The following is a 25,890-nucleotide window of genomic DNA, read 5'->3' on the forward strand; positions in this document are numbered from 1 at the left end:
GTATTTTCTAGGTGTTACACTAATAGCAACTCTCCTAGGTCTACATGGTAAGGCATGGGAGTCAAGATGGTTGAGCCAGGTGTTATAGAGATGTAGTCCTTGCGCGTGAACTTTCCTCGACCACCGTTTGCTTTTATAGCATTCTCCAAAAGAATAGCGCAAGATGTCTAACGACATTATTCGGTTAGAACTCTAACCATAAACCGCGAAAACCAAGCGGACTAACAAAATACTACTGCCTGTGGAAGACGGGCAGCTGCCTGTTGACGCTGAGTAAGACCATTACCAGATTGACCCTTCGACTACGCTCAGGGTCAACACCGAGCGTAGTCGAGGTGTTGAGTTCTGGACTTTCTACTTTTAGAAATTAGAAAGTACCCAACGTGGCATCAGCGGATGAAGCGGGAAATCCCAAAGACGAATAAGACCGTCCTTGTTTGCTAGTTGGAAGCCCCAAATAAGAGCGAAGCAAGTTGGGGTACTTCACGTGTTCACTCTTATGCAGTAATCATGACTCCAGAAGCTATACGCACAGTTTCTCAGCTAAGGCAAGAGTTCTACGATCGATTTGCCGCAAAGATGAACGTGCCAGTGAAGATTACAACCCGCAATTCATCAACGGGTAATTTGCCAATGGCATCTTGGATCGATGATCGGCAACGCATGAATTATTTGTGTATTTATGTTCACACAGCCCCTGATGAATTACTCCCGGAACGACCCTTTATTTTGCGTGTGTCTATTAATAAAGGAGCAGGTATCATTCAATCGAGGCTGTGGGGACGAGATTGTCGGGGAATTAATCAAAGCTGGTACTTTGATCTAACGCTATTACCTGAGGAAATTTTAGACTTTTGTAGTTGGATCGTTAGGTTAATTAAATTTCATCGGCAAGGTGGTGTTCTGGATGTCCCTGAACCTCCTCATCCATTTGATTTTAAAATGTCTACTAGCAATTTGCTAGTTAATGAGGCTTGGACTCAGAAAGCGCGGCAGGAAATTAGAGTGGGTCATTAAAGGGAACGGGAAACAGGCAACAGGGAACAGTGCAAGTAGGGCTTTGGGTTTTAATTTGTGGATAAAAATAAGTTAAAAATAAAGTGATGCAGGAGAGGATAAGTTGGACAAGGAGCATCTATCTGCTGAAGCCAGGGCGATACGCGATCGCTTGTTTGGATGGGATAGTCCCACAAAGAGCGCAACTCGAAGAAATTGCCACTGTTGAATACCTGTGGGGACGGCTGCTAGATACTATATGGGAAAGTTGTCCAGATAATCGGGAACGTGATCAGGCAATTGTCCACCTAGAGAGTGTGCGGGAATGGATGCGAAAGTAAATTATTCGGGGAGAGGAGGAGTAGGATAAGTGAAACTCCTCTGGGTTTATCTTATATAGTCACCAATTATCAAATTCTATGCCAACAACGACTGACTTTCTCACCTATACCCAATGGATAGGCATTCTCACCCTAGTTTGCGGAGTTCTTAGCCTCTTAGGTTTTATCTTTAAATGGGGCATCCGATTTCGGCTGGTGGGAATTACGGGCTTTATGGGGGTGCTGACGGGCGGCTTATTTGCCCTGAGTATCGTCCCATTTAGCCATACAGTAATTCCTGGTGCTGTTCGCTTTACCTTAGTCTACGACAACGGAGGCAACCAAGCTGTTATCGCTTTACCCACAACGATCAACGAATCTCAACTGGAAGCCAGTCTGCGCCAAGCCGCCAGCGACTTCTTTTCTTATGGGCGTTTGGGTGGAGAAAATAACCAACTGACAATTCGCGCCCGCACTGTGATCCACCCAGAACCAGGTGTATCTAAACCCCTAGTTGTAGGTAAAATCAGCCGCTCGCTGGCTAAGCGTGATGATGAACAGATGACGATCGATATCTACACAGAACGCTTGGCTCAATTACCAGACACCTCCACCTGACTTTTCAGGGGAAGTCTTGAAACCAAGTGGGTAGGGGAGATAGGGGAGATGAGGTAAGATAAAAATTCAATTAGCTGAATCCTCTGCTAAACATGACTAACCCTGCTCCTCCCTCATTGCTGTCGCTCACAGTTGCCCCAGCGCGGGTGTTGCGCGGTATCCAGGCATTAGCACAATCTGGAGATGCGATCGCGCCAAATCCATTCGCTCAAATCGGGTTGCTCTTTCCGCCAATTTCTTGCTCAAAACGACATGACATCCTGTCTGTCTGATGGGAACAAATTTGATATTACGGGCGGATAGTTGATGCTCCCCAAGTCTGCCCAAGAGATTGTAAAGTTTTATTACAAAATGAACGGTTGTATTTGTCCAGTGAACCGACCTGTGAAATAATTCATACATATCACCAACAAGCAGAACAAGCCCAAACCCGTAAACAGTGTTTCTAACTCAAAAGAATAAACAATAAAACAGGCATTAAACATGGGGATTTGTGCAGCCCACACTCATTACTAGGGCTTTGAATTAAGACCATAAATGCCTAACAGCTTATCCTCAGCTCACGGTTCTTGCCGTTGGCTTAGTTTGTGGACAATAAATTCCCTATTCCTATATCCACAACTGATATAGATTTTTAGGGGCTGTCCACCTGAGTTGTACAATTCAGATGCTTTTTATCACGATCCTTTATCACCAAATAGTTTTAAATGAATTCAATAGGTTTTGTCTAAATCATTTGTACAACTCACGGCTGGTTTTTGTTGATGCGGGAAGAGAACAAAAGCTTTATTGGCTATGAATTACAGCTTATCTTATTGGTTGTTTGACATTGACTTTATTTGTACAAATCAAATAGAATTTAAAAAATTCAACCAAATACTTGTCAAAAACAAAGTGAGGGTGCTATACATTACAAAGAGATTCAAGAATGATTATCGATGAAACATGAATTCTGATATGTATAGTGGAACTAACAGGTCAAAACCTGCTCTATAGGTATACCTTGTACCCCCTATAGCATTGTCACTTTATATCCAATTAATTCGAGTAGTTTAGCTATTTTTAGGGCGACAGGACGAACTGATTTATGTCTGCTGTTTTGGCGATACCTGCATTGCCGGAGTTGATGGCGATGACCCAGGGTGACAATAATATTTGCATTGCCGTGTTGGATGGACCCGTTGACCAAACCCATCCCTGCTTTGTCGGCAAAACCCTGACGCGCTTGCCGTCTCTGGTGAATGAGGAGGCTCGCCCGGATGGTAATATGTCGGTTCACGGCACCCATGTTTCCAGCATTATTTTGGGTCAACCGGGGAGTCCGGTGACGGGGATTGCACCGCAATGCCAAGGGGTGATTGTTCCCATCTTTTCCGATAATCGCCGCCGTGTATCCCAGTTAGACTTGGCGCGGGGCATTGAGCGGGCAGTGAACGCGGGGGCGCACGTTATCAACATCAGTGGCGGTCAACTCACGGATTTTGGGGAAGCCGACGGCTGGCTGGAGAATGCAGTGCGCTTATGTGAGCAGCAGAATGTTTTGCTGATTGCGGCGGCGGGTAACAATGGTTGCGAATGTCTCCATGTCCCCGCTGCCCTGCCCGCCGCCCTGGCTGTTGGCGCCATGGATGCCAACGGTAAGCCCTTGGACTTTAGTAACTGGGGTGACACCTATAAGACTCAAGGCATTCTTGCCCTCGGGAAGGATGTCTTGGGGGCAAAACCCGGTGGGGGAACTCAGACGCTGAGTGGTACAAGCTTTGCCACGCCGATTGTGTCGGGGGTGGCGGCGCTGCTGCTGAGTCTGCAACGGGAACGGGGGGAAACCCCTGACCCCCAAAGAGTGCGTCAAGTGTTGTTGCAGAGTGCATTGCCCTGTGACTTTGACCTGCCCGCTGATGCTAAGCGGTGTTTGGCGGGCAAACTCAACATATCTGGAGCTGTAACGTTACTAACAGGAGGAACTATGTCAGAGGAACTTGCATCATCAGTCGTTGATGCAGCCACCGTTGATGCAGCAGGCGTGGAAGGCGCAGGTTGCGGTTGTGGAGGGGGATTGAACAGTGGGACGGAAGCCCAAACGGGTCAGCCAGCCCCGTCTTCACCCCCAGGGGCAATGCCCACCAACAGTCCCAACCTGCAAGACCTAATGAATTCTGTACCCCAACCCCCTGCGATGCCCACTATGCCCAATCTTACTGCTCATTCCGTCACCGCCAGCGAAGCCCCCAGCGAGATCCCCTCTATGGGTGAAGTCGTCTATGTTTTGGGAACTCTGGGCTATGACTTCGGCACAGAAGCCCGTCGGGACTCGTTTAAGCAACTGATGCCGCCCTTTGATTTTCAGGGGACGATGGTGCCGGCAAACCCCTATGATGCTCGCCAGATGGTGGACTATCTGGGAGACAATATGTCAGAAGCGCGATCGCTGATTTGGACACTTAATATTGAACTGACTCCAGTTTATGCGATCGCGCCCACGGGTCCCTTTGCTGTGGATGCCTACCGCGCCCTCCACGAACTCCTCGGGGGTCAAATCCAACCCGAGAATGAAGCTGAATATGTTGAGCGGGTCAGCATTCCGGGGATCTTAACCAACCGCACGGTTAAGCTCTTCTCCGGTCAAGTTATCCCGGTGATTGAACCCCTGGGAACCCGGGGCATCTACGGCTGGAAGGTGAACGACTTGGTGAGTGCGGCAATGGCAGCCGTACAAGCTGAGGCAGCAACGGCGGATGAAGGTCGTATCCGTCAGACGTTGGATGGCTTCCTCAACCGCATCTACTACGACCTCCGCAACTTGGGAACCACGTCCCAAGACCGCGCCCTCAACTTCGCGGTTACCAACGCCTTCCAAGCGGCGCAAACCTTCAGCCAAGCGGTTGCTGTGGGGATGGAACTCGATAGTGTCACCGTTGAGAAAAGTCCCTTCTGTCGGATGGATAGTGACTGTTGGGATGTGAAGCTGAAATTCTTCGACCCAGAAAATAATCGTCGTGCCAAGAAGATTTTCCGGTTTACGATTGATGTGAGTGACCTGGTTCCAGTTTCCTTGGGCGAAGTCCGTTCTTGGTCTTCCCCTTACTAAGGGACAGCCAAATTTTGGTCAGGGTTGGGATAGTTGTACAGGCACGGCAGTGCCGTGCCCCTACGATGAACGCCGAACCCTACACCGCTGTTCACTCTATACGACGTTAATGCGGAGAATTCTAAACTATGCGACTTCCTATTCTGTCTCCCCCTGTCAAACGTCCCCATTTTGTCCAGCCAGCACAGTGCGTGGATGTGGAAAATGGTCGGCTCGAAGATTTAGTCCATATTCGCATGGATTTGCTCCATGGCGCTAACTATAATGATCCGTCCGCCTATGCCAACCGCAGTTTTAACCAAGTGATGCACTCAAGTGCTAGCCAGGGTTGGGGTGGCTTTGGCGGCATGGGAAGCTTCTTTTAATCAGTTAATGGTTTGAAAGTTTAGCACGTCCAAAAGCAAGCACCGTGGCGGCTGAAACCTAGGGATAGTTCTGACTTTTCACCCAATCTGGCGCAATGTGAGTGTTCCATTGCGTAGGGGCGGGTTTCACGACTATCTTTTCGGTGACACCCGGATGTAACTAAACCCGCCCCGACTCAGGTTTGACGACTTCCCGTGAAAAGACAGAATCCTCTGTGGTAGCCAAACCTCTATTTATAAGGAGATTAACATGAGCAAGAAATCGAACAGCCAACAATCTGAAGATCAGGCGCCAGAAGCCCCTCCAGCCAAGGAGACGCCTCAGCCTGAACCCCAGAAGTCCTACGTGGCGACCGGTATGACCGGGTTGCAAGACTACTCCTATTGGTGGGACTACGCTAGGAAGGAGGAAAAAAAATCCGGGAGCAAATCCAAGTCCTTCCGTCGGGGGCGTATCTGGGCTTAACCGTGACTTAAGTCTAAAAACCTGAGTCGGGGCGGGTTTAGTAACATCTGGTTGCAACCGAAAAGATAGTGGTGAAACCCGCCCCTACACAATGGAACACTCACCTTACGGCACATACGGTGAAAAGTCAGCCCTACCTTCTGCCCTCTGCCTTCTGCCTGGTTGGTGAGCCTGTCGAACCACTGCCTTCTTGTACTCACACTTGATTACTGACTGTTCGCGCTATGGAATCCACGACACTGCCCCAAATTAAGCCCCACTTCCATGTGGAGATCATCGAGCCGAAGCAGGTATATCTCCTGGGAGAACAGGGCAACCACGCCCTCACCGGACAACTTTACTGCCAGATTCTGCCCCTGTTAAATGGGCAATACACGATCGAGCAGATTGTGGAAAAGCTGGATGGGGAAGTCCCCCCAGACTACATCGACTATGTGCTAAATCGCTTGGCAGAGAAGGGCTACCTCACCGAGGCGGCACCGGAGTTATCTTCAGAGGTGGCGGCATTTTGGAGTGAGTTAGGGATTGCCCCACCTGTGGCAGCACAGGGGTTACAGCAGTCGGTGACGCTGACAAGGGTGGGTCAGGGGATTAGTGAGGTGACGGTGGCTGCCCTGAAAGCTGCGCTGGGGGACGTGGGCATTTCTGTGACACCTCCAGACGCGGATTCGCCAAGGTTGCTGAATGTTGTCTTAACTGATGACTATTTGCAACCGGAACTGGCGACGATTAACCAGCAAGCTTTAGAGCGTCAGCAACCCTGGTTGCTAGTGAAGCCGGTGGGTAGTGTGCTGTGGCTGGGTCCGGTGTTTGTGCCAGGGAAGACAGGGTGTTGGCACTGTCTTGCCCATCCCCTCCGGGGGAACCGGGAAGTGGAGTCGTCGGTGTTGCGGCAAAAACAGGCACAGCAGCAGCGTAATGGTCAGAATGGGCAGGGGATGCTGGGCTGCTTCCCTACAGCACGGGCGATGCTGCCCTCAACTCGGCAAACCGGGTTACAGTTGGCGGCGACGGAGATTGCTAAGTGGGTGGTTAAGCACTATATCACTACCACGACATCGGAAACGGCATACTTTCCCACCCTAGAGGGGACGATTCTCACGTTTAACCAGACGATTCTGGAGTTGAAACGCCATATCCTGATTAAGCGTCCTCAATGTCCCACCTGTGGTGAGCCGCAACTCTTGCAACGGCGGGGGTTTGAGCCGCTAAAACTAGAGTCGCGTCCTAAGCAGTTCACCAGCGATGGCGGTCATCGCGCCACTACCCCTGAACAGACGGTGCAGAGATACCAGCATCTAATTAGTCCGGTGACGGGAGTGGTAACGGAACTGGTGCGGATTTCTGACCCAGCGAATCCCTTGGTGCATACCTACAAGGCAGGGCATAGTTTTGGTAGTGCTACCTCCCTGCGGGGGCTACGGAATAACCTGAAACACAAGAGTTCTGGTAAGGGGAAAACCGATAGCCAATCCCGGGCAAGTGGGTTGTGTGAGGCAGTAGAGCGGTATTCCGGTATCTTTCAGGGAGACGAACCCCGGAAACGGGCTACCCTGGCGGAACTGGGAGACTTGGCATTTCATCCGGAGTCACTGTTGTGCTTTAGTGAGGCGCAATATGCCAATCGGGATAAGTTAAATGCCCAGGGTTCAGCCGCCGCCTATCGCTGGATTCCTAATCGGTTTGATGCCAGTAAAGCGATTGACTGGACACCAGTTTGGTCGTTGACACAGCAGCAGCACAAATATCTCCCCACTGCCTTTTGCTACTACCACTACCCCATGCCAGACGCCGAGCGCTTCTGTAAGGCGGATTCCAATGGGAATGCCACAGGAAATACCCTGGAAGAGGCAATTTTGCAAGGGTTTCTGGAATTGGTGGAGCGCGACAGTGTAGCGCTGTGGTGGTACAACCAATTGAGCCGCCCCGGGGTGGATTTGAGCAGCTTTGATGAGCCGTATTTTATCCAGTTGCAGCAGTTCTACCAGAAACAGAACCGGGAAATCTGGGTGCTGGATTTGACAGCGGATTTAGGGATTCCAGCATTTGCGGGTTTGTCCTATCGCACAGTGGGAACCGAGCGAATCGCCATTGGGTTTGGTGCCCACCTCGACCCAAAGATTGCCATTCTTCGCGCCCTGACTGAGGTGAATCAAATTGGGCTGGAACTGGATAAAATTCCTGACGATAAGCTTCAGGGTGAGTCGAAAGATTGGCTGCTAGAAGTGACTCGAGAAACTCATCCCTGTTTAGTCCCCGATGCATCCCAGCCCCTGAAGACTGCCCAGGATTACCCCAAACGCTGGAGTGATGACATCTATACCGATGTGATGACTTGTGTGGAGATTGCCCAAGGGGTAGGGCTAGAAACCCTGGTGCTAGACCAGACGCGACCGGATATCGGTTTGAATGTGGTCAAGGTGATTATACCGGGAATGCGAGGTTTATGGTTGCGGTTGGGTCCAGGGCGACTCTATGACGTGCCAGTGAAACTGGGGTGGCGAACGGTACCCCTGGCTGAGGCAGAGATGAACCCGATGAATATACCGTTTTAAGACTTGTGTTTACACTGTAAGTTTTGATACCGATCAATATCATCATGGAACTCACCATCGACCTGCCTGACTCTGCCTTTGAACGCCTATCTCGACTGGCAGAACTGACCAACCAACCGTTGTCCTATCTGGTGATTCAAAGCATCACTGGTAATTTACCCCCGGCGATTGAAACGGCTCCGGTTGAAGCTCGGAGTGAACTGTTAACTCTGCCAACTCTGAGCGTTGAAGCTCTGCGGCAAATTGCCCAAAGCCAGATTCCTCTGGAGCAACAGGAACGCCATATCACCCTGCTAGAACGCAATCAGGAGGGCTTACTCTCAGAAGCAGAGGAACAGGAATTGCAGGAACTCTCCCAAGCAGCGGATCGATTCATGCTCAAAAAAGCTCATGCCTGTGCCATCTTACGGTGGCGAGGGCAGCCCATCCGCGATTTGAGCGTTCGTAGTGGGCGCTTTAGCGCCTCCAATCTTGCCGCATCACGCCAAATTTGGGTGGCTGAAAATTGGCATCCACCAAATATTTAAGAATTTTGAGTGGCAACTGATCATTCTCTTCAAACCAGGTGCCAACTAACAAGCTTCGCCGCAAGGTGGAAGGGGACTGACCCACCCCAACGGGTCAACAAAGTAAACAACAAAATGAGGATTACTCCAATGGATAAGAAAAACATTCTGCCCCAACAAGGCAAGCCCGTGTTCCGTACCACCACGGGTAAACTCCCCAGCCACTTGGCTGAACTCTCTGAGGAATCTCTCGGCGGTAATGGTGTAGATGCATCCACCTTCGCTTGCTTTTGCTCCTACGATGGTGTAGATGCATCCACCTTCGCTTGCTTTTGCTCCTACGATGGCGATGAGTAATCTAACCAGCCTCAAAAGCATGGCATTTAATTGTCTTTGCTTGAAGAGCATACTGAGTTAGATCGGTAGATAGAGATGAGATTCAAGATGGATAGACAGCCATCAGGCTCTTTTCTAGAGCTTGCGTTTTGAGATCTTTCTCATCTCTATCTTGCTCATTTTTATTGCAATCTAACGGACTTCATCTATTATTTAAGAGAACGATTATGACGCTAAATAATTTATTTAAAAAAATCAATTTGCAAGAGCGTCGTCTCCAGTTTATCCGAAGTCATCAACAGGCTTTCGATGTAGAGCCTACTTTCCCTCTTCCTCTTTTTGAAGAGACAATTGTTGAGATCGAAAGTTCTTTATCTATTATACTGTCTTGCAAAGTTGAAGGGGGACGGCTGCTAGGAGGACGTTTTGATATGATGCCCTGGCAGGAAGAAAATTGGCCCGAATTTATAACTCCTACATTTAAGTTCTTAGATAAAATTGAGGCTCAGTTAGGTGTCTATCTCGATCGAACCTTGTTTGAGCAGTTTGTAGCCGAAAATATTGATTCTGAAAAAATTAGGGATAGCACAATTGGCATCCATTTGGGTTCAAAGCTGGAAGATTCTAGTGTGACGGTTGTCATCCATTTCAACGTCGATCAAGATTGTGAAGCATCCGCTAGGACAGTGATTGCCCTTGACGGTGGTCATTACCCCGACGAATTAATACAAGTTCTGCTCAAAGATATGACGACAATCACCTTTGAGCTTTTTTTTGATGGTCACAGCTATATGGATTTTGGGGTGGGGGCTCCAGCACAGCCAGGAGCGCTAGGAATTAGAGGAAACTATCTGACACCCTATATCCAAAACCACTTTTCACAAAAGGTTAATCATATTTTTAGAGGCTCTTTTTGGCTTAAAATATGCTTTTCTAAAGTCTATAAAACGCCACTTTTATGGTTTTACTTTAAAAATAAAAATGATATACTAAAATATTTTAGATTTAATGATTTAGGCGATAGAATTTTTAACTTTTACCAAAGCCAAAGTTGTACTGTGTTGGCAGCTATTGTTTTAACAGAACAAGAATTAGAAAAGAGTCGATTAGAAAACTTTTGTTTTTACTATGGTAAACATGACGGATGCCAACTCCACCCGCGACTTTAATTTTTTTGAACACGAGTCTTATTCTCTTGGCTGATCGGTAGAAACAAGATTAAAAATATGAATCATTCTCCTTTCAATATCTGCCTCAGTACCGATATTCAAGTCCAAAATACTGAGAAGGGTTACCTGCTTCGCCCCTCTGTTGCCAGTTCTCTAAGTCCGATCGCTTTAGCAAAAACCCCTGGGACGGAAACCGCTTTTGCCCATCTTCAAGCAGGTAATACGACGACCGCTTCGCTCCTGCAAGCGTTAACCGATCTGGATGGTCAAGCGGCAGCAGAACAGTTTTCCCTAGCCCTACAACAGTTCGAGGAGCAAGGCTGGCTTCACTATACCGTGTTACCTTTAGCAGTGGCTGTACCGATGGTGCAGTCGGCTGAGTTGACGATGACTGAATCCTATGGGGCACAGACCGAGGTAATGCTTTCGCGCTTTGCCTATCAGCATCCCTACGAAGGTTCCATGGTGCTGGAGTCGCCCCTCTCAAAGTTTCGGGTGAAGTTGCTCGACTGGCGAGCCAGCGCCCTCCTGGCTCAACTCGCTCAACCCCAAACCCTCAGGAGTGTTACCCCACCTCCACATTTGGGACCGGAAACCGCATATCAGTTTCTTAGCCTATTGTGGGCAACGGGATTTCTAACCGTTATGCCTGAACCGCCTTCACTTCAGCTTTGGGACTTCCATAATCTACTGTTTCACAGTCGCAGTCGTTTGGGTCGCCATGACTACCCAATCGTCGATTATGACCTTGACCATTGGTCAGATTTTCCAGTCGTCAAGCCACCCATGAGCGATCGGATTATCCCACTACCGCGTCCCAACATGGGGGCATTAACGTCTAACGATGGGACGCTTACCGAAGCGATCGAAACGCGGCAATCGGTGCGAGAATATGACGATAATCATCCGATTGGGATCGAGCAGCTCGGAGAATTTCTGTATCGCACTGCCCGCATCAAAGAATTGCTTTCTGTAGAGGAGTGGTTTGGTGAATTTTCGCGAGAAATATTACGTGAGTTCGGAGCAGATATTGACTATGGCGAGTTAAGTCGTCGCCCTTATCCAGGGGGAGGGGCAATGTATGAACTTGAAGTGTATCCGGTCGTACGACACTGTCAAGGTTTGAACCCAGGGATATATCATTACGATCCGCTCAATCACCAGATAGAGCAGATTATTGATTCAGCTAAATCAAAAGATGATGTCTTCGCTACATCGGGTTATTACGAGGTCTTAAATCTGAAGCTCAAGATCGATCCCCAAGTTTTACTCGTCATTACAGCACGGTTCGGTCGGCTATTTCGTAAATATCGTGCGATCGGCTATGGATTACTGCTAAAGCATATTGGGGTATTACAGCAAAATTTTTACTTGGTCGCCACAAACATGGCCCTTGCTCCCTCTGCGTTGGGAGCTGGGGATAGCGATACTTTTGGTCGGGCAGTCGGTCTAGACTATGTAGAAGAATCGGTTGTCGGAGAATTTATAGTCGGATCTCTACCCAATCGAGACGTTGAAGCAAGTGGGTTGGAGTCAAGTGAGGTAGAGATCTCGGACTCTACAGAAGTCGCGGACCTTGTCAGTGAGGTTGATTTGGATAGCACTGAGGCAGAACCGGAGTCAGCGGATGTTGGGTTTCGTGCCTCAACTCAATCGACACAGACTGAACCTGGTGAAACAGAAGTATTCGGAAATCAGCTTGAGTCAGTTGGGTTAGTGGCAGAAATTACCTCAGCTGAGGTTGGGGAAAATCCTGAAAATACCTCGGTGCAAGTAGAAGATACTGGGGCTAAGTCTGCTGATTTGACGACTGCAGATCCGATATCTGAGACTCCAGATTCATTGAGTGTCGCTGAAGGAGAAAGTGAGTCGGCGGCGGTTTCAGCCAGTGACGTTGAGAGTTCTGCCACCCCAATACCCTTGGCACTCCACCCCCATGACCTTGATAATCGCATCCCCGGACTGGCTGAACTCCACAACCAAACCCTGGGCGATCCGCGCATCACTATTGTAGTCATTGATGGCGAACCAGACTATACCTTGTCTTGTTTGCAAGGGGCAGAAGTGTCCAAAGCCTTCCCTTATTGGCACGAACCCGCCGAAGCCATTCCCCAAGAAGACTACACCACCTTCCGAGAAATCCGAGACCAAGGGCTGAAAGGCAAGGCGAAACAAGAAGCCCTCGAAGCTGCCATCCCAGAAACTCGAAATCGCGTGGAACTCAACGACCATGCTTGCCATGTTACTAGCGTTATCGTCGGTCAAGAACATAGCCCTGTTTTTGGCTTGGCTCCTCGTTGCCGAATTATTAATATGCCTCACGATGCGGTACTCAAACCAGACAATGGCATTGAATTGAGTGGCTATAGCGAAATGCTATCACCCCTGAATATGACGCGGGCTTTAGAGTTTGCCTTGGAGTTAGGGGCAAATATTATTCACTGCGGTTTTTGTCGCCCCACCCAAACTGGAGAAGGGGAAGAGCTGCTCGTGCAAGCCGTTAAAAAGTGCCAGGATAACAATGTCTTGATTGTCTCGCCGACGGGAAATAACTTAGGCGAATGTTGGTGTATGCCTGCCGTACTACCAGGAACCCTAGCCGTGGGAGCTGCAAAAGTCGATGGTACGCCCTGCCACTTTAGCAACTGGGGCGGCAACAACGCAGAAGAAGGCATCCTCGCCCCCGGAGAAGATATTCTAGGAGCGCAACCCTACACAGATAAGCCCGTGCGCTTGACGGGAACCAGTATGTCAGCTCCGGTGATGACTGGCATTTCCGCCCTGCTGATGAGTTTGCAACTGCAAGAAGGCAAACCCGTCGATGCGGAAGCCGTCCGCATGGCACTCCTCAACACCGCCATTCCCTGTAACCCCGATGTTGTCGAAGAACCAGATCGCTGTTTACGCGGCTTTGTGAATATCCCTGGTGCGATGAAGGTGCTATTTGGTCAACCCTCGGTCACGATTTCCTTTGCTGGCGACCAAGTAACCCGCACCCAACGCCCCGGCTATGCCATGCCCACCCCCGCCAGCATTACTGCCACCAGCCCCGCCGTACAACCCGCTACACCCACAGAAGCCTCGGTTATCGCGGCGGCTGACTCCGATGCTGCACCAGCCAACCCCGCCACCGTTGAAGCCAGCACCGCCTTTTCCGGTAACGTTTACGCCCTTGGCACCCTCGGCTACGACTTTGGCGATGATGCCCGCCGCGATACATTCAAGCAACTGATGGCGCCTGCCGAAGTTGACGGCATCATGGTACCGCCAGATCCCTACGATCCGCGCCAAATGCTGGAACACCTAGATCGCTACCCCGACGAACGGCGCTCCCTAATCTGGACACTCAACCTGGATCAAAACACCATCTATGTTTTAGAACCCAAAGGACCCTTTGCTGACGATATTTATGAAATGTTCCTGCAAATGTTAGCAGGGCAACTGGAGCCAGAAACCAGCGATGGCTTTGTGGAGCGGATCAGTCTACCCGCTCGCCGCACCACCCGCACTGTGGAACTCTTTTCTGGGGAAGTCATCCCTGTTGTCACCGTAAATAACGTGCGTGGGATGTATGGTTGGACGGTCAACGCCCTAGTAAACGCTGCCCTAGCCGCCATTAGTAACCGATTTGACCCCGACCAAGAACCCCTAATCCAGGAAGCCCTAAGCGCCTTCCTGAATCGCGTCTACCACGACTTGCGGAACCTGGGACAAACCTCACGCGATCGCGCCCTGAATTTCGCCGCCACCAACATCTTCCAATCCGCCTCTGTCTTTGCCGAAGCGATCGCCTCTTTTCGTCAACTGGACACGATTGAGGTGAAGAAAAGCCCCTACTGCCGGATTAACAGCGATTGCTGGGATGTATTACTGATCTTCTTTGACCCCGAAAACGGTCGGCGATCGCGCCGGGTGTTCCGGTTTACCCTAGATGTGGTGCTGAATATGCCCGTTACCATTGGTCGGATCAAGCGCTGGTCAATTCCTGGCAAGTCTCACAGTTAATTCATTGGTCATTGGTCATTGGTCATTGGTCATTTGTCATTTGTCATAATCGGACTGCTTTGCTGACTATTGCCAGAAACAGATAGCGTTTTTATTTGGGTCGCGAACACAGGAACCTGGTAAAAAGGCAATGGGCAATGGGCAATAGTCAATAGGGGAAAGGAATACAGGGTTTTTAAGTAATCTAAGAAAAGACCTCCTAATGTGTCAAACAATACTTCAATAGTCTGGAAAAAATCATAGCCTAGACACTCTTGCATCTTAGGATTTTCGCCGACAACAGCGCCGAATTTTACCTCAACAGAGGCTTGAAACCATTCCCTATTCCCGCTTCACGTAGCGCTATACATTTTTCTTGACTCAACTTTTGCTATTGCGATCGCAATCCCACCGGGAAAGTTTATTTAGCTGGGGTTGAGTTATAATAGGGACACATTGACCGTCACTTTGTTATAGTGTGCATAGTGTAAAAACTATTACGGTATCATTATAAATAACATGATTGTTGGTACAACTCAAGCGGCTCAACTTTTAAATATCTCTACAGCTCGACTGAGAGTCCTGCTGATTGCTGGTCGAGTCGAAGGGGCTTACAAGACCGGGAAGATGTGGTTAATGCCTCTATTTAACGGCAAACCGATGATTAAGCCCGGTCAAAGAGGTCCGCAGCCTCGTTGGCGCAATCCCCGAAAGCCGGCGAAAACGATTATTCACGTTAATACCCAGAGAATTCGCTCCAATAAAAAGAACGACTTACGCCAGCCGGTGATTACGGTAAAGAAGTGGCGCGGAACACCGGGGACTGGGGCAAAAGACCAGGGAGACAAAACCGGCAATAGGAATGTCTATGGTCATGAGGTGGAAATACCGGGAGGATGCCGTGTAGTTTATCGTCCGGATAATCCCATCTGTGGTGCTAAGGTTTGGATCGAAACCCTTTACGACGTCAGGGTGATTTCTTGGCAAAAAGACGGCTCACCTAATTCGGTGGATTAACCTTACACCCAGAAAACTTATAAAATTAGGGGCTAAGGTTCCCCTACTATGAACATGGGAATAGAATTTAACCATTTATATGTGACGCTCGACAGAGATACCCTAGAATCAATCGCCCAATCCGAGTTCATTAACCAATCATTTTGTACAGTATCCAGAGATACCGTAGAAACAGAAACAGAAACTTGGTCAGGAATTTATCTTAGGGGAAACTATGCCTATCTTGAACTTTTTCCTCCAGGGGGAGCTGAAGGATTGAAGGAAGGGTTTTCGGGTATGGGGTTCAATACTCAACAAGCCGGACAAATTGATAGTGTAGCGGAAAAACTAAAAGCCTTAGGTGCCAAAGAAACGTTTTCTGATTTGCAAGTTCGTCAAACCGAATCTGGCAAAGTTCCCTGGTTTCATTACTTGACACTCAACCCATCAGAGAGAGAAGCCTTCGCTGCGTGGTTAATGGAATTTGATCAGGATTATTTAGAGTATAAAAACATCAAACTTACCCCTGGGGGTTGCTTTGATCGTGCGGCGTATCTGAAAACCTTAGATACGTCCGAAACGTCTTTATTTGAGGACATATCAGACGTTCATCTTGAATTGACTGTATCGGAACATGAGGAACTCGCATTACTGCTTCGATCTTTTGGCTATCACTCATCTGGTGTAGGCGATATTACCATCTATCGTTCTGATGGTTTTACTGTACAAGTATCCCATAACGTTGCGCCAAGGTATCGAATTCGCCAAGTTGTTTGCACGATGAAGGATCAACCGCATCCGCAAAAAACGTTCACATTTGGTGACAATGCCAAGTTAAAAGTAGGTAGAGAATTGGCAATTTGGCAATTTGGATAACTAGCAATTTGTCCCGTTTACCCGGCGTAGTGCTATAGCTTGTAGTAGGGAACCTTAGCCTTAGACTGAAGTTCCCCCAGCCAAAAAATCTTGCACTACCTCACCGTGAGGCTTTGGGCGATTTTGGCTAAGGGATAGTTGTAGTAACAAAAGGCGGTGGGCAGGTAGCTATTGGCTGGGTGAGGGGTTTTGCCATTGCTCTGGGAGGAGGGGAAGTAGAATGATTAGTTAAGGAAAGGATATGGGGATGAAGATATGATTACTGTCGTTTCGCCCGAAAAACTTTATCTTTCAGCCGGAACTGTAGTGCGATCGCCTGCTACCTGGCAGGAGTATCAAACGTTGTGTGAGCAGCGGGGAGATGATTCCATTCCTCGACTCAAATATCGTTCATCAGAAGTGTTGCTTATGTCGCCCTTGCCTAAACACGGCAGAGATGTCAGTCTGATTGCGGACATTATTAAGGTGCTCCTTGATTCGACAGGGTGCGAGTATGATTCGTTTACGCCAGTAACGATGCAACTGCCAGAAGAAAGTGGGATTGAGCCGGATTATTGTTTTTACATTGATCATTGGCAAGCAGTTTCGGGTAAGGAACGAATTGATTGGCGCAACGATCCACCGCCGGATTTGGTGTTAGAAATTGACATCACCAGTTATTCAGATGTAAACGATTATCTCCCCTATCAAGTGCCAGAAGTCTGGTTATTTCGGAACCAACAACTGTTGATTTACCAACTTCAGGGCGATGAATATGGCATGGCATCGCCAAGTCAATATTTCCCGGATGTGAACCTATCAGAGATAGTAGCGCGATGTTTAGAAATTGCCTATCAACGCAATACCAGCGCAGCAATTCGCGACTTGAGGCAGCAGTTGGGACAGTAAAAAGAAAGACAGATTTATTATGGAGCTTTCACGGGAAGTCTTGAAACCAAGTGGGTAGGGGAGATAGGGGAGATGAGGTAAGATAAAAATTCAATTAGCTGAATCCTCTGCTAAAAATGACTAACCCTGCTCCTCCCTCATTGCTGTCGCTCACAGTTGCCCCAGCGCGGGTGTTGCGCGGTATCCAGGCATTAGCACAATCTGGAGATGCGATCGCGTCTTTGGGTCATCGTCCGCTGATTGTTGGCGGTAATCATACCTTGGCGACGTTATCACCGCAGCTACAGCCGATTTTAAAACAGCCGTCGTTAAACTGTGCTACGGCGTCTTATCGTCCGGATTGCAGTGAAGTCTCCCTGGCATCCCTCAAAGAAGCAGCAACCTGCCATCAAGCCGACTTAATTATTGGTGTGGGAGGTGGCAAAGCCTTAGACACCGCTAAACTCTTAGCCCATCACTGTCACCTTCGAGTTGTAACCATTCCCACCTCTGCCGCTACTTGTGCCGCTTGGACAGCACTTTCTAATATTTACTCAAATGAAGGGGCTTTCCTGTACGATGTAAGTCTGAATCGTTGTCCAGATTTGCTGATTCTGGATTATAGCTTGATTGAAACTGCCCCCCAACGTACCTTAGTCGCCGGAATTGGAGACGCCTTAGCAAAATGGTATGAGGCATCCGTGAGTAGTGGGGATTCGGCTCAAACCTTAATTATTGCGGCGGTGCAACAGGCGAGGGTGTTACGGGATATCCTGTTTCAAAAGTCAGCAGACGCTCTAAAAACGCCAGGGAGCGAGGTTTGGCGAGAGGTGGTTGATGCTTCAGTTTTGCTGGCGGGTGTGATTGGTGGTTTAGGTGGGGCGCAATGTCGTACTGTAGCGGCTCATGCGGTGCATAATGGTTTAACCCATCTTCCTGGTTCTCACAGCGCTTTACATGGGGAGAAAGTCGCTTATGGGATTCTGGTGCAATTGCGCTTAGAAGAAATGGTACAGGGGAATCAACTTGCCGCATCTGCACGACAACAGTTATTAAAGTTTTATCGCGAAATCGGTTTACCCCAAACTCTTGATGATTTGGGGTTAGGGAACATCACGTTGGCACAGTTGCGCCAGGGGGCAGATATTGCTTGTCAGCCGCAATCGGATATCCACAGATTACCGTTTGATGTGACACCTGAACAACTTATGGCAGCGATGGTTTCGACAACAACATTGGTGGAAAAAAATTGCAGTCCCGTTTTATCCACAGCGATAAACGATACAGAAGATTAAAAATATATTAAGTTTTTCCAGAAATGATCAGCTCCGGGTTGCACAACGTACATTGTGAAACAGTATCGGGCTAAGTCTGTCGATGCTCTGACAGCGATAAAGCCAAGACGTATTGTATAGCAATAGACACATCGATTAGGACGTTCGGCACCATTGTAGAGACCGTCCATGTTTGGTCTCTACATAAATGATGTGTCCTAACAGCCATGGCGGTTGCTATATAAGAAACATGGCTGACTATAATCTATCAACAAAACCAGTCCGGATGGTAGGGGCGGGTTTAGGGATTTAATTAGGATACCCACCAATAATCTATCAACAAAACCCGCCCTGATCCAATGCGATAATTTTTGGACAAATGACGAATGACAAATGACGAATGACGAATGACAAATGACGAATGACGAATGACGAATGACGAATGACGAATGACGAATGACGAATGACGAATGACGAATGACGAATGACAAATGACAAATGACAAATGACGAATGACAAATAATGCTCCCCACTGCCCGACTTTAATTTTTCCCACCGACTTCAGCGATTTTCCGGCAATACCGATATAATTTTCTAGTTTAGGAACGCTGCATTTTTAAATGAACTTAGATTGGATTACCCCAGCCAAGCGCTTAAGTGCCTTGCCCCCCTATGTGTTTGCTCGTTTGGATGAACTCAAAGCCCGTGCCCGTGAGCAAGGGTTGGATTTAATTGATTTAGGCATGGGGAATCCTGACGGTTCAGCACCTGCACCAGTGATTGAAGCAGCCATCAACGCCCTGAATTATCCGATTAATCACGGCTATCCCCCGTTTGAAGGAACGGCAAATTTTCGCCATGGGATTACCAGTTGGTATCACCGCCGCTATCAAGTTACTCTCGATCCCGATAGCGAAGCCCTACCCCTGTTGGGTTCTAAAGAAGGATTGACTCACCTTGCTCTAGCTTATGTCAATCCTGGGGATTTAGTCTTAGTTCCGAGTCCGGCGTATCCGGCTCATTTCCGAGGTCCCTTGATTGCTGGGGCTGAAATTCATAGCATGATCCTTAAGCCGGAAAATGATTGGCTGATTGATTTAGCCGCTATTCCTGAGGATGTGGCGCAACGGGCAAAGATTCTCTATTTTAACTATCCGAATAATCCAACAACAGCGACGGCTCCCCGTGAGTTTTTTGAAGAAATTGTGGCTTTTGCCCGTCGTTACTCAATTCTGTTGGTGCATGATTTATGTTACGCCGAACTAGCATTTGATGGCTATAAACCCACGAGTTTATTAGAAATTCCGGGTGCGAAGGAGATTGGCGTAGAATTTCATACCTTATCAAAAACCTATAATATGGCAGGGTGGCGGGTTGGATTTGTTGTCGGAAATCGCCATATTATTCAAGGATTACGAACCTTAAAAACGAATTTAGATTACGGGATTTTTGCCGTATTACAAACCGCCGCAGAAACGGCATTAGACTTACCCGATAGTTATGTGTATCAGGTGCAAGAACGTTACTGTCGCCGCCGAGATTTTTTGATTCAAGGGTTAGCTGAATTGGGGTGGCGGATTCCCAAGTCAAAGGCGACGATGTATTTGTGGGTTCCTTGTCCACCGGGTCAAAATTCAACGGATTTCGCTCTGGATGTTCTCCAGCAAACGGGTGTGGTGGTAACGCCAGGAAATGCCTTTGGTGTCGGCGGTGAAGGCTATGTGCGGGTAAGTTTGATTGCGGAGTGCGATCGCTTGGCTGAGGTGTTGCGACGTCTGAAGCAAGCCGGGATTCGCTATCAAGCCGAACCTGTAGCGTCTGGATCATAGAAAGATGGATGACCGGAAATAATGGGTCTCAAGCCTAACCCTTCGAGGATACTGCTGGCTTTCTCAGGGGTCAAACCCCTCACCCCGCTCCTCTATTCCTTCACATCCCTAATCCACTATTGCTGCCTTCTGCTTTCTATCTGCCATACCCACGGAATAATTGCCCCAACAATCAATCCTATTCCCACACTCAACGCCAAAACAATTCCCACAGGGAGTTTAATAGATTCAACGTTGAGAAATCTTAGGGAGACGAGTGTGGCATTTTGTACCGATAGGATAGCAATTGCAGCAATCCACGCGGCGACAATTAGAGATGTGAGTAGATTAGTTAAGGCTTTCATGCTCAATTCTTCGGGGCAGTGGATGCAGTATAGTGTATTTAGGCTCTGTTTGACCGCTTCTAACGGGGAATTCCCCTGAATCCCTATCAGGGATTAAAACTCGCGCATTGAATATCTTTCTACCGCCCACTGTGTAGAGACGTTGCATGCAACGTCTCTACAAACGTTATCCAGCAGCCCCTAGTTATACCGTTGTCGGTTCCATCTGCTGAATCATCTGCTTCATCGCCTCAGCAATTTGACTTTGCTTTTCAGGAGAATCCGCTTCCATATACACCCGCATCAAAGGTTCTGTACCGGAGGGACGTAGTAGCACCCAACTTCCTTCTGATAAATAGAGTTTAATCCCGTCTTTGCGCCCGACTTCTTTAACCTTAATCCCAGCCACTTCTTTAGGGGGATTTTTGGTGCAAGTGTCTAAAACGGCGGCTTTGTGAGCCTCGTTTAAATGCAAGTCCAGGCGCTGGTTGTAAACTGGACCATCGGCTTCTTTGATCGCTTCTTCGACTAACTGACTTAGGGGTTTACCTTCGTAGGCAATGGCTTCAGCCACCAGCATATTGGCTAAAATACCATCTTTTTCGGGAATATGCCCAATAATGCTCAATCCCCCAGATTCTTCACCCCCAATCAGCACCTCGGTTTCCCGCATTTTCTGACCGATGTATTTAAACCCGACGGCTGTCTCGTAAGTTTCTAGACCATTTTTCAGGGCAAAGTTGTCCAATAGGTGAGTTGTGGCAACAGTACGGACGATCGCACCTTTTTTACCTTTGTTCTTAATCAGGTGACGTGCCAGTAACAATAGCACCGTATTGGGCGTTAACACAGTCCCCTGCTCATCTACGATACCAAAGCGATCGCTATCCCCATCGGTGGCTAGACCTAAATCCGCATTATCTCGCGTCACGGCTTCTCTTAACCCCACCAGATACTCGCCTTTCGGTTCAGGCATTCCGCCACCAAATAAGACATCACGGGTGGTGTTGAATGCCTCAGTCTGACAGCCACAGTATTCTAGGACATCATCTAAATAACCGCGAGAGGTGGAATAGAGGGCATCGTATTTTACGTTAAGTTGCGCCCGCCGAATCCGTTCTACATCTAGTAGCGTGTAAATAAACTGTAAATAATCCGGTTTTGGATCAAAGGTAGAAATTTTATCACCCGACTTACCACTGGGCATGGCATCATCTGCCCCAGCAATATTGGCAACGATGGTATCCGTAATTTCCGGGGTAGCAGGACCGGCATAATCCGGAATATATTTAATCCCGCAATAGGCAGCGGGGTTATGGGAGGCTGTAAACATCAGCGCCCCGGCTGAGTTGAGTTGACGCGCTTGATAGGCAATCACTGGCGTCGGACAATCCCGGTTGACAATTTTCACCGTCCAGCCCAAGTCTGCCAAAACCTCAGCTGCAGTGCGGGCAAACTCATCAGCCAGGAAGCGAGTATCATAAGCGACTAATACCGGGCGGTCTTTGCCGTAGGCTGTATCCAGATAACGTGCGATCGCACGAGTTACCTTACAGACATTGGCAAATGTAAAATCATCAGCGATGATTCCCCGCCAGCCATCTGTGCCGAATTTTATTTTTTTAGCGCTATTTGTTGCACTCATTTTGGCTACGTTGCTCTTGATTTTACTCAATTATAGGGGGATGAGTAGTATCATTTGTCATTCGTCTTATGTCTTATGAGAGCGAAGCTATCGCCAGGAACGAGCGTCAGAATCAGTCCAGATGCTTCGCTACAGTGCCTTTCGCTCAGCATGACAGATTACCTCTTTGACTGCAAGTTGGTATCAACAGTCGCCTTTGTTGCGGCTTTGGTGATGTGGCTAATTCGGTGGTTTTGGTCGTAAAAAAAAGACGTAGCATGCTACGTCTAGAACAAATTACATGCTACATCTGAAAGAGGTTGCTAAATTCTAACCAACCGGTTGTAGCAATCGCGCTGGCGATTCACCGGGTATCACCGTCACTTCACCCTTCTCATTCACATCAACCACAGCGGTTTCTCCTTCAAGGATCTGACTCGCTAACATCGCTTCGGCTAAACTATCTTCTAATAGCCGCATAATCGTCCGACGTAACGGTCGCGCCCCGTAACTGGGATCATACCCTTCTTCGACTAAACGCTCTTTGAACCGTTCGGTCACTTCTAGGATAATTCCTTGTTCCATTAAGCGCGTTGACACTTCCACCAACAGGAGATCCGTAATTTGCTTAATCTCATCTCGGTTTAACTGACGGAAGACGATAATATCGTCAAGGCGATTGAGGAACTCTGGACGGAAATAGTTCTTGAGTTCATCGTTCACTCGGCTGCGAATCCGGTTGTATTGGGACTCAGCCAGATTGTCTGAATCTTCAAATCCGAAACCACCGCCACCTTTTTCAATTACCCGCGAACCGATGTTCGAGGTCATGATAATCAGAGTGTTCTTGAAGTCTACGGTACGACCCTTAGCATCCGTCAACCGACCATCATCCAACAGTTGTAAGAGGCTATTGAAGACATCGGGGTGGGCTTTTTCGATTTCGTCAAATAGGAGTACCGTGTAAGGTTGACGCCGGACGGCTTCTGTGAGTTGACCGCCTTCGTCGTAGCCAACAAATCCGGGAGGCGAACCGATTAGCTTAGAGACGGTGTGTGGGTCCATGTATTCGGACATATCCAAGCGAATCATCGCCTCTTCTGACCCGAAGAAATAAGCCGCTAATGCTTTCGCCAGTTCCGTCTTACCCACTCCCGTGGGTCCAGAGAAGATAAAGCTAGCAATGGGTCGATTCGGGTCTTTTAACCCCACCCGCGCCCGCCGAATCGCTTTGGAGACGGCTGTAACGGCTTCTTCTTGACCAATTAAGCGTTGGTGCAAGGTATCTTCTATATGTAGCAGCAGGGCTGATTCGGATTCGGTTAGCTTGTTGACGGGTACACCTGTCCAAGAGGAGACAATGTGGGCAATATCTTCCTCATTCACCAGAGGTGTCTGCATTGGGCTATCTTCATCGGTTTCCTCTTGCAGAATCGCCTGAAGCTGAGTTTCCAGTTCATGTTCGCGATCGCGCAATTGGGCGGCTTTCTCAAAGTCCTGGAGACGAACGGCTTCTTCTTTTTCTTTGGTCACCTGACGCATTTGACGCTTGATGTCTCGCGTGGCTGGAGAGGGCTGACAATGAATCAGATGCACCCGACTTCCGGCTTCGTCTATTAGGTCAATGGCTTTATCCGGTAAGAAGCGATCGCTGATATAACGATCTGACAGTTTCGCCGCTGCATCTAACGCATGATCAGAGATTTCTACCCGGTGATGCTGCTCATAAGCATCCCGCAACCCCTGCAAAATTTCAATGGTTTCCTCAACCGAGGGTTCACCCACCATAATTGGTTGGAAACGGCGTTCTAAGGCGGCGTCACGCTCAATATGCTTGCGATATTCATCCAACGTCGTCGCCCCGACACACTGGAGTTCGCCTCGCGATAAAGCCGGTTTGAGGATATTCGCCGCATCTAATCCGCCTTCTATCGCCCCAGCACCGACTAAGGTATGAAGTTCGTCAATCACCAGGATAATATTCCCCGATTCACGCACTTCCTGCATAATCTGCTTGATGCGTTCCTCGAAATCACCCCGGAAACGAGTCCCGGAAATCAGTGAGCCGATATCCAGGCTGATCACCTGCTTATTTTCCAACAGTTCTGGCACCTGACTATCGGAAATCCGTTGCGCCAATCCTTCTGCGATCGCGGTTTTGCCAACGCCCGGTTCTCCCAATAATACGGGATTATTCTTGGTTCGGCGTCCTAAAATCTGAATAATCCGTTCGATTTCCTTGACACGACCCACCACAGGGTCTAACTTACCCTCTGCGGCTAACTGGGTGAGATTCCTGCCAAATTCTTCCAGAGTCGCAGACTTTGATGTGCGACCCATCATTGAAGTACCGGGTCCTCTAGCGGTTGCAGCCGCCGCCACTTCACCAATGGCTTGAATCAGCTTAGTGCGGGCGGTGAAGGGGTTGACACCTAAACTTTGCAACACTTTACCCGCAACGCTGTCGCTGTCTTGCAGAATGGCGAGTAACAAATGCTCTGGACCAATATAATTATGCCCCAGTTGTCGAGCTTCTTTAAAGGATTGCTCAAACAGGCGTTTGGCTTTGGGAGTGAAGGGAATTTCCGCTGGAACGAAGCCTGAACCGCGACCAATAATTTTTTCAACCACCTTCCGGGTTGATTCTAGGGTGACATCCATATCTTTCAGGACAATCGCCGCCACACTGGTTCCTTCTCGCAGCAACCCCAAGAGAATTTGTTCAGTTCCCACAAGGTTATGTCCCAAGCGACGGGCTTCCTCCTGGGCGAGCATAATGGATTTGATAGCTCTGTCTGTAAAATGTTCAAACATGGTTGGTTTCCTTTGCCGAGCGGTTTATGATTAGCTGAAGGGGTAAACGATTTACCCTTATTTGTAAATTTTTATGTACTTTCTACTCACACTTTACCTCTGTATGATGAACTTTATCAGTGGGCAGAACCGTAATTATTGGGTGTAGTTGCCGTCTACAGGGGATTTCAGGGCATTGAGATTAAGTTTTGAACGAAAGTTGAGCGCAGTCCCTATCTAGAATCTTTGATTTAGATGGGGTTAGCGAAACAAAATAGCTTGTTAAGTACCCAATAATACTATCCTCATCTCTCTCAATCCGACTGTTTAACCACTTGCTTTAATCCTTTCTTCCAGTCGGCGGCTCTCTGGGGGTTGGGATAGGTGCCAATCAGTTCTCTTAATTCGGTTTGCTGTTTCTGTTTCAGTTCTGATTTAGTGCGATTTCCCAGGAGACAGATGGCGCGTTGTAGACTGTCTTTATCGCCGGGAACTTTTGGCGGTAAGTCTACCGGAAAGGTGGGATGTGGTTTTTGGGACGATGATTTGATGCTGGTTATGGCGGGGAGATTGGCGGGGAGAGGAGAGAGATCAACGGGATTAATGTAACCATACCCGCCTTTTTTGTCGGTGAAACAAAGTCGGGGAATTCCTTTGCGTTGGGTTCCATCGAGTCTGCCAATTCTACCTCTGTATTTGTGTTTGTTTGAATGGGCAGGATCAACAATACACATATCACCGGGATACAAGATATGGTTCTCGGTGGTGGTTCTGCCGTTATCCGAGCTTCCGGTACAGTGTTTTCCGTGGTTGAGATAAACTGTAACTTGCTTCATGTCACTGATGATAGACTTAGCCTGCTGCGTCTCTACATAATCTACGATGTATGAAAGACTTACCCTAGC

22 protein-coding genes are annotated in these 25,890 nt (G+C 48.4%); 17 read left to right on the forward strand and 5 right to left on the reverse strand.

Going from position 1 to position 25,890, the window contains the following annotated elements; all coding sequences use genetic code 11:
- Positions 1 to 633 precede the first annotated feature (633 nt).
- The 16 genes from RIG27_RS11045 (at position 634) to RIG27_RS11120 (ending at position 18,437) form a co-directional block, all read left to right on the forward strand.
- Positions 634 to 1,017 (forward strand): hypothetical protein, encoded by a 384-nt coding sequence (locus RIG27_RS11045; RefSeq protein ID WP_446345087.1) that lies wholly within the window; start codon positions 634 to 636, stop codon positions 1,015 to 1,017.
- An 86-nt stretch (positions 1,018 to 1,103) separates the two neighbouring features.
- Positions 1,104 to 1,337: a hypothetical protein gene (locus tag RIG27_RS11050; RefSeq protein ID WP_446345089.1), complete on the forward strand. Its 234-nt coding sequence runs from the start codon at positions 1,104 to 1,106 to the stop codon at positions 1,335 to 1,337.
- A 78-nt stretch (positions 1,338 to 1,415) separates the two neighbouring features.
- Positions 1,416 to 1,934 carry a DUF2518 family protein gene (locus RIG27_RS11055; protein ID WP_446345091.1) on the forward strand — a complete coding sequence of 173 codons (519 nt, stop codon included), beginning with the start codon at positions 1,416 to 1,418 and terminating at the stop codon, positions 1,932 to 1,934.
- A 92-nt stretch (positions 1,935 to 2,026) separates the two neighbouring features.
- Positions 2,027 to 2,206 carry a hypothetical protein gene (locus RIG27_RS11060; RefSeq protein ID WP_446345093.1) on the forward strand — a complete coding sequence of 60 codons (180 nt, stop codon included), beginning with the start codon at positions 2,027 to 2,029 and terminating at the stop codon, positions 2,204 to 2,206.
- An 815-nt stretch (positions 2,207 to 3,021) separates the two neighbouring features.
- On the forward strand, positions 3,022 to 5,022 hold the full coding sequence (locus tag RIG27_RS11065; RefSeq protein ID WP_446345095.1) for a S8 family peptidase: 2,001 nt from the start codon (positions 3,022 to 3,024) through the stop codon (positions 5,020 to 5,022).
- A gap of 128 nt (positions 5,023 to 5,150) precedes the next feature.
- Positions 5,151 to 5,387, forward strand: coding sequence for a cyanobactin biosynthesis system PatB/AcyB/McaB family protein (locus RIG27_RS11070; protein WP_446345097.1), 237 nt, complete (start codon positions 5,151 to 5,153; stop codon positions 5,385 to 5,387).
- A gap of 358 nt (positions 5,388 to 5,745) precedes the next feature.
- A complete protein-coding gene (locus tag RIG27_RS11075) occupies positions 5,746 to 5,853 on the forward strand; it encodes a cyanobactin biosynthesis PatC/TenC/TruC family protein (protein ID WP_446345151.1) in 108 nt (35 codons plus the stop codon).
- 224 nt (positions 5,854 to 6,077) lie between these two features.
- The gene (locus RIG27_RS11080; protein WP_446345099.1) at positions 6,078 to 8,408 is read left to right on the forward strand and encodes a TOMM precursor leader peptide-binding protein; all 2,331 of its coding nucleotides are present in this window, start codon (positions 6,078 to 6,080) and stop codon (positions 8,406 to 8,408) included.
- Positions 8,409 to 8,452: 44 nt separating this feature from the next.
- Positions 8,453 to 8,935: a hypothetical protein gene (locus RIG27_RS11085; RefSeq protein WP_446345101.1), complete on the forward strand. Its 483-nt coding sequence runs from the start codon at positions 8,453 to 8,455 to the stop codon at positions 8,933 to 8,935.
- 129 nt (positions 8,936 to 9,064) lie between these two features.
- On the forward strand, positions 9,065 to 9,271 hold the full coding sequence (locus RIG27_RS11090) for a DUF5837 family cyanobactin class RiPP (RefSeq protein WP_446345103.1): 207 nt from the start codon (positions 9,065 to 9,067) through the stop codon (positions 9,269 to 9,271).
- A gap of 206 nt (positions 9,272 to 9,477) precedes the next feature.
- Entirely contained in the window at positions 9,478 to 10,419 is a 942-nt protein-coding gene (locus RIG27_RS11095) for a LynF/TruF/PatF family peptide O-prenyltransferase (protein WP_446341484.1), read from the forward strand.
- Between the two features lie 57 nt (positions 10,420 to 10,476).
- On the forward strand, positions 10,477 to 14,424 hold the full coding sequence (locus RIG27_RS11100) for a PatA/PatG family cyanobactin maturation protease (protein ID WP_446345105.1): 3,948 nt from the start codon (positions 10,477 to 10,479) through the stop codon (positions 14,422 to 14,424).
- Positions 14,425 to 14,922: 498 nt separating this feature from the next.
- Entirely contained in the window at positions 14,923 to 15,420 is a 498-nt protein-coding gene (locus tag RIG27_RS11105) for a DNA-binding protein (protein ID WP_446345107.1), read from the forward strand.
- A gap of 54 nt (positions 15,421 to 15,474) precedes the next feature.
- Positions 15,475 to 16,275, forward strand: coding sequence for a DUF5829 family protein (locus RIG27_RS11110; protein WP_446345153.1), 801 nt, complete (start codon positions 15,475 to 15,477; stop codon positions 16,273 to 16,275).
- Between the two features lie 255 nt (positions 16,276 to 16,530).
- On the forward strand, positions 16,531 to 17,163 hold the full coding sequence (locus RIG27_RS11115) for a Uma2 family endonuclease (protein ID WP_446345109.1): 633 nt from the start codon (positions 16,531 to 16,533) through the stop codon (positions 17,161 to 17,163).
- Positions 17,164 to 17,279: 116 nt separating this feature from the next.
- Positions 17,280 to 18,437: an iron-containing alcohol dehydrogenase gene (locus tag RIG27_RS11120; protein WP_446345111.1), complete on the forward strand. Its 1,158-nt coding sequence runs from the start codon at positions 17,280 to 17,282 to the stop codon at positions 18,435 to 18,437.
- Positions 18,438 to 18,729: 292 nt separating this feature from the next.
- On the opposite strand, the gene RIG27_RS11125 is transcribed toward RIG27_RS11120, so the two are convergent.
- Positions 18,730 to 18,972: a hypothetical protein gene (locus RIG27_RS11125; RefSeq protein ID WP_446345113.1), complete on the reverse strand. Its 243-nt coding sequence runs from the start codon at positions 18,970 to 18,972 to the stop codon at positions 18,730 to 18,732.
- 64 nt (positions 18,973 to 19,036) lie between these two features.
- Here RIG27_RS11125 and RIG27_RS11130 point away from each other — a divergent pair, with 64 nt between their 5' ends.
- Positions 19,037 to 20,245 carry an aspartate aminotransferase gene (locus RIG27_RS11130; RefSeq protein WP_446345115.1) on the forward strand — a complete coding sequence of 403 codons (1,209 nt, stop codon included), beginning with the start codon at positions 19,037 to 19,039 and terminating at the stop codon, positions 20,243 to 20,245.
- A 116-nt stretch (positions 20,246 to 20,361) separates the two neighbouring features.
- Here RIG27_RS11130 and RIG27_RS11135 read toward each other — a convergent pair whose 3' ends face one another.
- From RIG27_RS11135 to RIG27_RS11150, 4 genes are all read right to left on the reverse strand, one after another.
- Positions 20,362 to 20,589 carry a LapA family protein gene (locus RIG27_RS11135; protein ID WP_446341496.1) on the reverse strand — a complete coding sequence of 76 codons (228 nt, stop codon included), beginning with the start codon at positions 20,587 to 20,589 and terminating at the stop codon, positions 20,362 to 20,364.
- 184 nt (positions 20,590 to 20,773) lie between these two features.
- Positions 20,774 to 22,213, reverse strand: coding sequence for a phosphoglucomutase/phosphomannomutase family protein (locus RIG27_RS11140; RefSeq protein WP_446345117.1), 1,440 nt, complete (start codon positions 22,211 to 22,213; stop codon positions 20,774 to 20,776).
- 309 nt (positions 22,214 to 22,522) lie between these two features.
- On the reverse strand, positions 22,523 to 25,006 hold the full coding sequence (locus tag RIG27_RS11145) for an ATP-dependent Clp protease ATP-binding subunit (protein ID WP_446345119.1): 2,484 nt from the start codon (positions 25,004 to 25,006) through the stop codon (positions 22,523 to 22,525).
- Positions 25,007 to 25,299: 293 nt separating this feature from the next.
- The gene (locus tag RIG27_RS11150) at positions 25,300 to 25,821 is read right to left on the reverse strand and encodes a hypothetical protein (protein WP_446341502.1); all 522 of its coding nucleotides are present in this window, start codon (positions 25,819 to 25,821) and stop codon (positions 25,300 to 25,302) included.
- Positions 25,822 to 25,890: the final 69 nt, after the last annotated feature.

Source organism: Coleofasciculus sp. F4-SAH-05 (assembly GCF_040222985.1).
In the GTDB taxonomy this organism is placed as follows: domain Bacteria; phylum Cyanobacteriota; class Cyanobacteriia; order Cyanobacteriales; family Coleofasciculaceae; genus Coleofasciculus; species Coleofasciculus chthonoplastes.